Genomic DNA, 12881 nt, shown 5'->3' on the forward strand with positions numbered 1-12881 from the left:
TAACGACATCTTTTGAATAGCTTGCAAATGAGGAGTGGGGAAAATGAAAAAAATTCTAGTAACCGGTTCTTTAGGGCAAATTGGTTCTGAACTAGTAATGAAACTTCGTGATGTATACGGCGCATCAAATGTTATTGCAACAGATATTCGTGAAACAGATAGTGAAGTAGTAACGTCTGGTCCATTTGAAACGTTAGATGTAACAGATGGACAAAAACTACATGATATCGCAAAGCGTAATGAAGTAGATACAATTATTCATTTAGCAGCTTTACTTTCAGCAACAGCAGAAAAAAATCCGTTATTTGCATGGAACCTAAATATGGGTGGACTTGTAAATGCTCTAGAAGCAGCTCGTGAATTAAACTGTAAGTTCTTCACGCCAAGTTCTATCGGTGCATTCGGTCCATCAACGCCAAAAGATAATACACCGCAAGATACAATTCAACGTCCTACTACGATGTATGGGGTAAACAAAGTAGCGGGAGAATTACTGTGTGATTATTATCATCAAAAATTTGGCGTAGATACGCGCGGTGTCCGTTTCCCAGGTTTAATTTCTTACGTAGCTCCTCCAGGAGGCGGAACAACTGATTATGCAGTTGAAATTTATTATGAGGCGATTAAAAAAGGTGCATACACCTCATACATTGCTGAAGGAACGTACATGGACATGATGTATATGCCTGATGCTTTACAAGCGATCATTTCATTAATGGAAGCTGATCCAAGTAAGCTAGTGCATAGAAATGCATTTAACATTACAGCAATGAGCTTTGAGCCAGAGCAAATTGCAGCGTCAATTCGTAAACACATTCCGACGTTTACAATGGATTATGCAGTAGATCCAGCTCGTCAAACAATCGCTGATAGCTGGCCAAACTCTATTGACGCAACAGCAGCAATGAAAGAGTGGGGCTTCAAAGCAGAATACGATTTAGATAAAATGACAACTGACATGCTGGCTAAGTTAAAAAAAAAGCTCACAGCTGAGTTAGTGATGAATTAATAGGAAGAGTCGATTCTTAGGAATCGGCTCTTCATCATTTTTGGAGGGAGAGAAGCCTTATGCAGAGAGTTGATGTCGTATATGCACTAATACATGACGAAGAAACAGATAAAATATTAATGGTACATAATGTAGAACAAAACGTTTGGTCATTGCCAGGCGGGGCTGTAGAAAAAGGTGAAATATTAGAGGAAGCACTAATAAGAGAAGTGAAAGAAGAGACAGGTTTAACTGCTGCGTTAGCTGGACTTGTTGCGATTAATGAAAAATTCTTTGAAGAATCAGGGAATCATGCGCTATTTTTTACATTCCGAGTGAATGTAGTAAAAGGTGAACTTATTGCGGAAGATGAAGGTGAAATTTCTGCAATAGAGTGGGTGGGTCGAACAATTGCGAATGAGCGCTTCCCATACTATGACGGAGGATTTGAATCTTTGTTAGAAGTAGCCATTCCATACAAGTTTCAACCAGAAACAAAGTAATTGAACGAAAAAACAGGAGCCACAAGGCTCCTATTTTCTATTCAATCGTCTTCAGTAATAACTTTTTCAATAGTGGTTTAATCTTTAGACGTAAATCTTCAGCGTGATTTGCAACTAAGAAGTGATGGTTATAAATGTTTTTCATCAATTGATAAGTTGCTTCTTTCGCTTCGCCTTCTTCGATGAAGATACCGATTACTTCCATACCACTTTTACGCGCGAGTTTAACAGCTTCATGCGTATCTAAAATTCCGTCTTGTTGATAGTCTAGCGCAGAAGGCTCACCGTCTGTGAAGACTAGTAAGAATTTATGTTTCTCAGGTCTTTTGGCAAGCTTTTCAGAAACGATACGAATAATATATCCGTCGCGGTTATCTTCTTCTTCACGAAGTTGCATAATTTCTGGACCAACGTTTGGTAACGTTGAGTTTTTATAATTTACAACTTCATGGATAACGTTCGGCTTATCTTCAGGTTTAGCGCTAGAGGCATCTTCCCAAAATCCGCTAATAGCGTGCGGGATTTTTAAAGATTTTAAAGCTTCATGGAATAGTACAACACTCTTCTTCGTTTCTTCCATTTTGTTATACATAGAACCAGAACAGTCAACTAACAGTTGGAATGCAACATCGAGTTCTTGTGACTCTTGTCCTTTTTTATAAAACATCCGCGGTTGTTTTTCGGTATAAATACGGAGGAATTTCTTACGAAGTCTTCCGTAATATTTATCACTATTCGCATTCGTTTTATTTTCAATCGTTTTTTCGATAATTTTCTTTAATTCTTTTACATCTTTATTGACGACTGATTTGATAGCTTGGTAATCTTTTTTCTCATCAATATTTACTTTGCGAGCTTCTTTAAATGTATGAGAAGCACCTACATTATACTTCCCATATGCACCGTCGTGCTGGCTAGAAGCGTGTGAAGCCCTTGCTTCTTCTGTATCAGCGCCATCAAAGTTGGATTGTGTACTTTTTTGAGAAGTACCTTGTACAGAACCAAGTGCTTGGTCGCCATCTTCTGATTCACGAGCAGTATCGCCCATCATGTTTGTTTTTGTTCCGCTTTCTAATTCAAAGCGTAAAAAGTTCTCGTTTTCGTTATTTTTATTTTCACGATGCCATGTGGAGAAACTTTCATCCATTTTGTTTTTATTTTCATCGTCATCTATAAGCTGCGTATCATCATTTGCTAAATCTTCGACGCGACAGTTCTTTTCGTCTGCAAGAACAGATAAGTAAAGTGGAGCATGTCCGAAATAGTTGTTAAGCATATCACTTTCAAGAAGGGCCTCTAAGCGATAGCGAATTTTCTCAACGATATACATAATATCTTCTGTATTACGTGCTTGGAATGTTTCATGTAAAATCGCTTCAATTTGCTCGAAATATTCATTATTAAACATTTCATATTTATCGCTCGTTAATGAAAGATAGCAGAGGCAAAATAGACGATCAGCGTGATAATTACGAACACGGTTTATTTCATTTTGGGAGCCGAAGTAATTGCGGTACATTTCTTTTCGGCGTTTAAAAACATGCTTTGTGCCAGGACGTAAGTTCTTTACGATTTCCTCAACGCGTAAATCTTCTAATAGAACAAATAATTGTGTTAAAAACTTTTTTAGGGGCGATTCTTGCAATTCAATCGCATACGAACGAATTAAAGTCATGTCCGAGTAATGTTTATTACCAAGTGCTTTTAAGAACACTTCGCTTTTTAATCCGATTACTGTATCTTCTTCTTTTCGATCATCCCAAAAGTGACTAATGACAACTTTCTTTTCAATTTCGTCGTAGTATGCTTTATAGCCATATTCAAGATAGGCATCGTCTTCTTTTAGAAGGGCATACATTAAATTTTCCATTTGTAGAAACAGCGACGCATCAATTTTTTTGTCACTAAAAATTTGTCTCATAAATTATCCCTCAAAGAAATAACTTTCTGCTAATTCACGGACAGTCATTTGTTCTGTTTCATCATTAAGTTTTGCAATTATGCTTCGTTCAATAGCGCGCATAACAGGAATATATACACCTAAATCACATGCGTCGATAATACCACGAATACTTGCTGCTTCTTCACTTACACGTCCATCGCGAGCTAAAGGCATAAGGTCGCTTGCAAATGCAACAAACTTTTCAATTGTTGCAACATCATTTAATTTTGATTCTGCTAATAATAGTTCTTTTAATGTGTCACCTTGAATGTAAGGAACTTCAATAATAACGAAACGGTTTTTTAATGCTTCATTTAGTTCACTTGTTCCAACGTAACCTTCGTTAATCGCAGCAATTACACGGTATTCGTCATCACCGTATACAACCTCTTGTGTAAATGGGTTTGTAATCATTTTACGGTAATCTAATGCGCCGTGAAGTAGCGGTAAAGTTTCAGGTTTTGCCATATTGATTTCGTCAATATATAGGAAGTGGCCGTTCTTCATTGCTTTCATAAGAGGACCGTTAACGAATGAAACTTCAGATGCACCATCTTTCGTTTGTAGTGTGTTGTATCCTAAAATACCTTCTACATCTAAGTCGACAGAGCAGTTAATGCTATGCATTGGTTTTTGGAATAAAGAAGAAAGAGTTTCCGCAAGTACTGTTTTACCACTACCAGTCGGTCCTTTTAATAGAATGTTCTTGCCAAGAAGAAGTGCTGTAATCGCATCTTCAATAATGCTATTATCAGACGCTTTATATATTTTCGTTCCGATTAAATGTGCATTTTCACCAGCTTCTTGTTTATTCTTTTCATGAATCGTAGAAAGCTGTTGTTTTAAATCAGAATGTATATGAAATTGTTCTAACATGTATTTCCCACCTAACATTATTTTCATAAAGTAATACATCTTATGATAACTTGTTTTAATATGGTATGCAAAGAAAAGGAAGGAGGATAAAGGGAAAAGAAAAAGCAATCAAGATGAAGTTGATTGCTTACAGTAAAGGAGAAATGAGCCTCATGAAAGACTCCAATATGCGTTTTTTTATACTTCTTTTTTGGAAAGAGTTCCATTTAATTTCAGTTGAATGTTTAAAGTCTTCTTCAAAATCATGTTTAATATCGTGAACTGTTTTTGATTCATAAAGTACGCTAATAATTTCGTAATTCAATTCAAAGCTACGTACATCCATGTTTGCTGTTCCAATAGTTGCAATTGTATCATCAACGAGTACAATTTTTGCATGCATAAAACCATCTTTATAACTGTAAATAGAAGCACCAGCTTTTAAAAGCGGAGTGAAATAGGATTGAGATGCTTGATCACTAATGATGCTATCACTTTTACCTGGATATAAAATCCGTACATCTATTCCGGCAATTGCACTTAAGCGTAATAATGTTAAAGTTTCTTGATCTGGAATAAAGTAGGGTGTAGCAATCCAAATGGATTTTTTTGCAGAGCCCATAACAGCTAATAATGTATTACGAATACTTTTATCATCGGAGCTTGGTCCGCTTGCTACGATTTGAACAGCACCTTCTGCATTTGAAATCTCTTTACCTGGGAAGTATTGTCTATTCATGAATTGATCCCAGGAATAAGTATTTAAACCACTAGAGGCATAGAGCCAGTCTTCTAGAAAGATTGCTTGTAATTTATATAATGCTTTTCCTTCTATTTTTAAATGACTATCACGCCAAACAGGAAATTTCTTTGAACGGCCAAGATATTCATCGCCGACATTGAGTCCTCCGGTAAAACCAATTTTTCCATCTACAATAACAATTTTTCGATGGTTACGATAATTGACAGTTTCAAGTAACCAAGCTGAAAAAATAGGGTCAAATTCTACAATTTCAATCCCAGCTTCTTTCATAGGTTGTAAAAATCGTCTTCTTAACGTATTACTTCCAAGGCCATCATAAAGGAAGCGTACAATAACACCATCTTTTGCTTTTTGTATTAAAGCATCTCGAACTTTTGTACCAATTTCATCAGATTTATAAATGTAGTATTGAATATGTATATGATGTTTTGCCTGCTCTATAGCTCGCAAAATTTCTGAAAATGTTTGATCTCCGTTTGTTAAAAGTTTTGTAGTTGTTTTATCTGCGGCAGGACCGCCTCCAAATTTTTGTATGACTTCTGTTAAATGTAAGGAACGTTCATTTAGTGGGACTGTGAGTAATAACTCTAGTCTTCTTCCTTCTAATATTTCACGGAATAATTTTCTTTGTTCTTCTGAACGATGGAGATGTTTTTTTCTTCTCCAGCGGCTGCGTCCGAAAATAGCGTATAAAAGCACACCTATAATAGGAAGAAGTGCTAATACTAAAAACCATGCTAATGTACTTTGTGGAGATCTATTTTCTATAAAAATAACGAATGAAATTCCTACGATTGTGATGGACCATAGAGCACCGACAAATGTATATAACGAGATATACGATGTATTTAATAGGAACAGAACGATAGATACAATTGTAAATATTAATAGTAATTGAACGATAGGCTTCTTCATTTCTATATAATTCCCCTAATCTTTTTTCAATATAGACTTCTTAAATAGAAGATGTAATATGACATCTTTATTATAAGGTGGTTTGCTTTTTTTACAAAATATAGACATTTCACCTATACTTTCCGCATTTGTCCTACATACAGTGTACTATCCCATTTTTTATCTCACTCTTAACGCATATGAAAATGAAAAAATCGAAAAGGAGCGGAGAAACATGAATTATATAGAAAATAATGGATTGTACTATCGGAATCATCATGGAGGACACAATCATGGTGGGCATAATCATAACGGCGGACATCATCACCATGGAGGACACAATCACTATGATCACCATCATCATCACGGAGGCGGATGGGGCTGGGGTGGTGGTAGTTCATGGGGAGGCGGATTTTTCCCTGGAAGCTTTGCAGGAGGAGTGTTAGGCGGACTGACAGCGGGTGCGTTAACAGGTGCAACAAGTGGAGGATATTATCCGGCTCCATATCCAGTAGCTTATCCATCACCATACCCTGTAACGTATCCAATGCCATACCCAGGTTATCAGCAAATACCATATTCGTATTAAACTAAAAAAGAGGCTATCCTCTTTTTTAGTTTAATACGGTATTTATTTATAAAATACTTCCAAAATTAAGGTGAAAATATGTTAATATTTTGTTATTGTAATTCAAAAACATATACATTGATGTAGAGTTTTATATTATTATTCGTGAATAGTTATGTAGTATGTTCTAATTTCTATTTCGTTATTAAAAACAAAGAGATCAGATGTGAGTGGTATTAGTTGGAAACAAGGCTTGCATAGAGCCACTTAAAGGGATTGCAGTATAATAAGGCGCGAAATAATTAGGGAGATGAGAAGCTACTAGTTATAATTGGAACGGTATAATATTGCTTTTTATTACAAATAATATTATGTTATTTTAATCGGTCTATTTAAAAAGATAATTTATGTAATGGGCTAGTGTTAGAAAATGAAATATCTCTATTTCTATGAAGAGAAACAGGTTGTGTTTTAGTCAGATAGAAGCAAGGAGAGATGCGCATGCTAGAACAGAGAGGTCATGCATTATATGACTCTTCATTGCGAGATTTAAAGTTAGCATTAGATGAGTCTTCAATTGTTGCAATTACAGATCGAAAAGGTCTTATTACATATGTAAATGATAAATTTTGTGAAATCTCTAAATACAAAAGAGAAGAATTAATTGGAAAAGATCACCGTATTTTAAATTCAGGACATCATCCAAAAACCTTTTTTCAAGACTTATGGAAACGTATTTTGAATGGGAAAGTATGGACAGGTGAGATTCGGAATCGAGCAAAAGATGGTACATATTATTGGGTCAAAACAACAATTGTTCCATTTTTAAATGAAAAAGGAGAGCCATACCAGTTTATCGCAATTCGAAATGATATTAGTAGTAGAAAAGAAGCGGAACATAGATTGCGGCTAAGTGAAAGTCGTTATAGGGAACTTGCCTATCATGATGCTTTAACGAGTTTGCCTAACCGTTTACAATTAATAACGACCGTTAATAAATTGATTGCAGATAAAAAAGAATTTGGTATGATTTACTTTGATTTGGACCGTTTTAAATTAGTAAATGATACGTTAGGTCATATGATAGGGGATTTACTTTTAAGCGAAGTTGCTTCACGGTTGCATTATGTACTAGGAGAGAAAGATGTTCTGGCTAGGCTAGGTGGCGACGAATTTGTGCTGTTAACAAAAAATCATAGACAAGATGATATGAGTCAGTTAGCGACATCTGTGTTGTCATGTTTTCAGGCACCATTTATGCTGGAAGGCCATGAAGTATACATTTCAGCTAGTCTAGGACTTTGTTCTTATCCACAAGACGGACAAGATGTGGAAACTTTATTGAAAAACTCTGACTTAGCTATGTATAGTGCAAAAGAACAGGGGAGAAACGCTGCGTGTTTCTTTACAGATGAGCTACGCGCGAAAATAAATCGTAGAATGAAAGTTGAGTTTGCTTTGCAAAAGGCAATTCGTGATGAAGAGTTAGATGTAGCATTGCAGCCTATTATTGATTTGAAAACGAAGAGATATTCTGGTATAGAAGCTCTAGTACGTTGTATGACAGAAGACGGACCTATTTCACCAAGCGAATTTATCCCTGTTGCTGAAGAGTCTGGACTTATTATAAAGCTAGGAGACTGGGTATTAGAAAAGTCATGCCGATTGTTTAAAACTTTGCCAAATTATCAAGAAGGACTAAAGTTATCTGTGAATTTATCTATACAACAATTAATGCAGAAACGTTTTATTTTGTCTGTACGTAGCATTTTAAAGAGAACTGGTTTTCCTCCGAACCGTTTAATATTAGAAATAACGGAAAGCATTGCAGTTCGCCATTTTGATTATATTATTGCTACATTACAAGAATTAAGAAATATGGGTGTTTTAATTGCTTTGGATGATTTCGGAACTGGCTATTCTTCCTTATATTATTTAAAACAACTACCACTGGATATTGTAAAAATTGATCGTAATTTTATTCGTGAATTTCATTATGATCATGCACAACCAGAACGAACGATTGTAAAATCCGTTATTGAAATTGCTCATAGTTTAAATTTAGCAGTAGTTGCTGAAGGGGTAGAAACAGTAGAGCAAGAGAGTTTGTTACAATCAATGAGCTGTGATTATGTACAGGGATTTTATTATGCGAAACCTTTATCTGTAGGAGAGCTAAAAGAAAAGTTAATTACAGATTTTTAATAAAAAAGAGAAGCCAGCAGCTTCTCTTTATTTAATCCGTTTTTTGTGAGTCTTTCATTAGTACAGGATAAAGAATAAGACCTAATACGAACAATCCAATTCCTAAGAAGAACGTTTTTAAGTCAGCAGTTCCTGTTTTGATAACCCAAATTGAGTATATAAATGCTAATGTAGTGATGATTCCGTCCTTTATTCGAGAACCAGGCATTATATCATACGTTTCTCCTGTAATAACCAGTTTGAATTGGTACAGAGTAGAAACAAGGTATGGAATTAAATAGGCTAATGTTGCTACGACGATAGCGAAACTATACGCTTCTGAAACAGTACCAGAAATCGTTGAAAATAAGAAGATTTGCGTCATTACATTTGTAATCAATAATGATTTTGAAGGACTACCTTTTTTATTTGTTTTCCCGAAAAACTTAGGGAAAAGTCCATTCTTTGCTGCCTGGTAAGGTACTTCTGAACTAACAACAATCCAGCCAACTGTAGATCCAAATAAAGATATAAGAGCGAGTAAAGCCATGATATATGCGCCTTTATTTCCAATTGCTAAATTTAATGCGTCTACTAATGGTTTTTGAGACTCTTTTAAAGCATCTTGCGGAAGAGCTCCCATTGTAAGTAAAGTAATTGACATGTAAATAAGAAGAGCGATAATTAATCCGAAAATCGTAGCTTTTTTTACATCGCGCTGTGATTTTGCACGATTAGAAAGCATAACTGCTGATTCAATACCGATAAATGCCCAGAGTGTTGCAATAGCAGCTGAATTGATTTGTCCACCTAACGAGATGGATTGTCCTGCTTCATTCATAAAGGTTTGACCGTCTCCGAAATTAGAGGCATTGAAAATGAATAATGTAATTACAATAAACATTGTAAATCCGATAATTTTTGCAATGGTAGCAAGTAGATTCATGTTTCCAGCTCGATCAATATTTTGAGAAAGAATATATTGAATTCCCCACAGCATAAGGCTACATACGAGGAAAGTTAATCCTTTTCCGAGTTCCAGTGAAAATCCATTTATTGAAAAAAGAATTTGCTTACTTTGTAAAACTGGAAAGAATGTTGATAAATATCCAGCAAAGGAAATAATAACAGATGCTGTTGCAGCCCAGTTAGCAGCCCAATATCCCCATGCCATACTATATCCTGCAACTTTACCAGCTTTTTTTGAAGGAAACATAGCTTGAGCATAGCTTTGTGGTCCAGCCTTTAATTCTGGTTTCCGAATCGCTAAATTTCCAAATACAAGTGCAATCATAAATACGCCAAGGCCTGTAATACTCCATGCGAGTGTAGAACCCATCGGACCTGATACTTGTGCTAAATTTGCTGGAAGCATAAATACGCCACCGCCAACCATATTCCCGATAACAAATGCTGTTAAAACCCATAATCCCCATTTTTTCGTTTCCATTTTTGTTAACTCCTTTGTAGTAAGTTTTGCTTAAACATCATTTTTTACTAGCTTTTTGACAATAAAAAAAGAGCCATGTAGATAAAAAATACCTACATGGCTCTTTGCCTAACGTAGGTACAACGGGAATAACCCTTGTACCTACGCGTAATTTTTCCGCTAGGTTTCAAGGGTTACGTATGATGATGATGTTTTTGTGCAAATGTAACTACAGTTGTTGTATAAGTAAGCATAGTTCTTTGCTCCCTTTCTCCTCTGATTTTGAAGTTAGTATACTACATGTTTTTTTGAATGAAAAGAAAAATATAAAAATTTTTATAAAAATACGTTTTAAAGATTAAATATTTACCTATATTTTTCTTGTACTGGAAAATAAGTGAGAGATTGGCAGAAGAGTGAAGCATGTTATAATACATATAGAATTAGAAGGTGACAAGGGGCTATTGTAGATGATGAGTAAGTATGAACAAATTTATACAGAAATCAGTAAATCTATTGATAATAAACAATTAAAAGAGGGATGCAAAATTCCATCAGAAACAGAATTAATGAAGCAGTATGAGGCAAGCCGAGGCACGGTAAGAAAAGCTGTAGATTTACTGCAAGAGCGTGGATATGTGCAAAAAATTCATGGAAAAGGTGTTTTTGTTTTAAAGCGAAAAAATATTGAATTTAATTTTGGCGGTATTGTAAGTTTCCAAGAAGAAAATGAACGTTTAGGACGTCATTGTATTACGGAAGTTGTGGAAATGGACAAAGAAAAAGCCACAAAAGAAATTGCGAAATTATTAAATGTAAAAGAAAAAACAGAGATTGACCATATTAAACGTGTACGAAATATTGATGGAGAAAAAGTAATTTTAGATATAAATCATTTTGTATCTGAATTTATTCCAGGATTAACGAAAGAAATTGCAACAGCATCGATTTATAAATACATCGAGAAAGAGCTTGGGCTACATATTAGTTATTCGCAGAGGGTAATAGAAGTACAGCCATGTACAGAGGATGACAGAAAGTATTTAGATTTAAATGGAACAGACTATGTTGTCGTTGTGAAAAACTTTACACATTTGTATGATGGAAGTCAGTTCGAATATACAGAATCACGCCACCGTTTAGATATTTTTCACTTTTCGGATGTGGCACGCAGGAAGTAAAGAGGTGGAACAAAATATTGTTTCATCTCTTTTTTTATAAAAAAAACACGAACTCGTATATACGAGTGTTGACTAACTTATATATACGAGTTAATATGTAATTGTAAACGGTATCAAAAAAAGAAAAGAGGGACGGGAATATGGGGAAAGACTATCGTAAAACAGCAGAGGAAGTGTTGCAGTATATTGGTGGGAAAGACAATATTGAACAAGCTGCACATTGTGTGACGAGGCTCCGTATCGCTTTAAAAGATGAAAGTAAAATAGATAATGATAAATTACAGTCTGTTTCATTAGTGAAAGGAGCGTTTCATAACGCTGGTATATTTCAAGTTGTAATTGGTCCAGGGGATGTAGATCGTGTTTACGCTGAATTGATAACGCTTGCAGGTATGAAAGAATCGACTGTAGCTGACGTAAAAGACTCTGGAAATCAGAAGTTAAATCCAGCTCAAAAGTTTGTAAAAATATTTTCGGATGTATTTATGCCTATATTACCAGCGATCGTAACGGCTGGTTTACTAATGGGTATTAACAATCTATTAGGGGCAAAGGACTTATTTTTTGATGGGAAAAATTTATTAGATGTTTATCCGAACTTAGGTGGGCTTTGGGATTTAATTAATATGATGGCCAATACAGCATTCGTATTCTTACCAGCACTTGTCGGGTGGTCAGCAACGAAGCGTTTTGGTGGTAGTCCAATACTAGGGATTGTTATGGGATTAATGCTTGTGCACCCGGCCTTATTAAACGCTTGGGACTATGGAAAAGCAGCGACTGGTTTAGAGGGTCAAAAGATTGAGTACTTCAATATTTTAGGACTATTCCAAATTGAGAAGGTAGGATATCAAGGACAAATTTTACCTGTTTTAGTAGCAGCATTTGTATTAAGTAAAGTGGAAATTTTCTTAAAGAAACATGTACCAAATGCAATTCAATTATTAGTTGTACCAATTACAACAATCGTTGTGACAGGTGTGTTGGCACTAGGAATTATCGGTCCGGTTACACGTCATATTGGAGATTTATTAACAGTAGGATTAGTAGGTGTATATGAAACAGTACCAGTAGTTGGAGCAGTATTATTTGGAGCGTTATATGCACCCCTTGTAATTACAGGTATGCATCATATGTTTATTGCAATTGATTTACAATTGATTGCACAACATGGCGGTACATTTATTTGGCCGATGATCGCTCTTTCTAACATTGCGCAAGGTAGTGCGGCACTTGCGATGTTCTGGATTTCTAAAAATCAAAATGATAAAAGTATGGCATCAACATCAGCCATTTCAGCATACTTCGGTATTACAGAACCAGCGATGTTTGGTGTGAATTTACGAAATAAGTTCCCGTTCTATGCAGCGATTATAGGGTCTGCTGTGGCAGCGATATTCATTACATTAAATGGTGTATTAGCACCTGCTATCGGAATTGGCGGATTGCCAGCATTTATTTCTATCATTCCGAAATCGATTCCAATGTTTATTGTAGGAATGATTATTGCAGTTGTAATCCCATTTACTTTAACATGGTTATTTGCAAAAAGAGTCAAACAGAAGTAGGAGGAA

At 35.4% G+C, this 12881-nt stretch carries 10 protein-coding genes; 6 read left to right on the forward strand and 4 right to left on the reverse strand.

Features of this window, described 5'->3' with window-relative positions; genetic code table 11:
• Window positions 1-43 precede the first annotated feature (43 nt).
• Together ATL10_RS18190 and ATL10_RS18195 are read left to right on the forward strand one after the other, a co-directional pair.
• Window positions 44-1009, forward strand: a complete 966-nt coding sequence (locus ATL10_RS18190; protein WP_000723125.1) for an L-threonine 3-dehydrogenase — start codon at window positions 44-46, stop codon at window positions 1007-1009.
• Window positions 1010-1068: 59 nt separating this feature from the next.
• Window positions 1069-1491 carry an NUDIX hydrolase gene (locus ATL10_RS18195; RefSeq protein WP_090978382.1) on the forward strand — a complete coding sequence of 141 codons (423 nt, stop codon included), beginning with the start codon at window positions 1069-1071 and terminating at the stop codon, window positions 1489-1491.
• Between the two features lie 37 nt (window positions 1492-1528).
• Here ATL10_RS18195 and ATL10_RS18200 read toward each other — a convergent pair whose 3' ends face one another.
• The 3 genes from ATL10_RS18200 to ATL10_RS18210 all read right to left on the reverse strand — a co-directional run bounded on the left by ATL10_RS18200 (window position 1529) and on the right by ATL10_RS18210 (window position 5966).
• Window positions 1529-3412, reverse strand: a complete 1884-nt coding sequence (locus ATL10_RS18200) for a vWA domain-containing protein (protein WP_001248848.1) — start codon at window positions 3410-3412, stop codon at window positions 1529-1531.
• 3 nt (window positions 3413-3415) lie between these two features.
• Window positions 3416-4309, reverse strand: a complete 894-nt coding sequence (locus tag ATL10_RS18205) for an ATP-binding protein (RefSeq protein ID WP_000892988.1) — start codon at window positions 4307-4309, stop codon at window positions 3416-3418.
• 127 nt (window positions 4310-4436) lie between these two features.
• A complete protein-coding gene (locus ATL10_RS18210; RefSeq protein ID WP_110497293.1) occupies window positions 4437-5966 on the reverse strand; it encodes a cardiolipin synthase in 1530 nt (509 codons plus the stop codon).
• Window positions 5967-6180: 214 nt separating this feature from the next.
• On the opposite strand from ATL10_RS18210, the gene ATL10_RS18215 reads away from it, so the two are divergent.
• Together ATL10_RS18215 and ATL10_RS18220 are read left to right on the forward strand one after the other, a co-directional pair.
• Window positions 6181-6534, forward strand: coding sequence for a hypothetical protein (locus ATL10_RS18215; protein ID WP_001106379.1), 354 nt, complete (start codon window positions 6181-6183; stop codon window positions 6532-6534).
• A gap of 480 nt (window positions 6535-7014) precedes the next feature.
• Window positions 7015-8718, forward strand: coding sequence for a putative bifunctional diguanylate cyclase/phosphodiesterase (locus ATL10_RS18220; protein WP_000893346.1), 1704 nt, complete (start codon window positions 7015-7017; stop codon window positions 8716-8718).
• Between the two features lie 31 nt (window positions 8719-8749).
• Here the strand turns inward: ATL10_RS18220 and ATL10_RS18225 are convergent, their stop codons facing one another.
• On the reverse strand, window positions 8750-10147 hold the full coding sequence (locus ATL10_RS18225) for an amino acid permease (protein WP_000448445.1): 1398 nt from the start codon (window positions 10145-10147) through the stop codon (window positions 8750-8752).
• Window positions 10148-10596: 449 nt separating this feature from the next.
• Here ATL10_RS18225 and treR point away from each other — a divergent pair, with 449 nt between their 5' ends.
• Window positions 10597-11307 (forward strand): trehalose operon repressor, encoded by a 711-nt coding sequence (gene treR, locus ATL10_RS18230; protein WP_000987242.1) that lies wholly within the window; start codon window positions 10597-10599, stop codon window positions 11305-11307.
• Between the two features lie 140 nt (window positions 11308-11447).
• Window positions 11448-12875, forward strand: a complete 1428-nt coding sequence (treP, locus tag ATL10_RS18235) for a PTS system trehalose-specific EIIBC component (RefSeq protein ID WP_000513942.1) — start codon at window positions 11448-11450, stop codon at window positions 12873-12875.
• Window positions 12876-12881: the final 6 nt, after the last annotated feature.

This window comes from Bacillus sp. 196mf, assembly GCF_003217275.1.
GTDB classification, from domain to species: Bacteria; Bacillota; Bacilli; order Bacillales; family Bacillaceae_G; genus Bacillus_A; species Bacillus_A thuringiensis_S.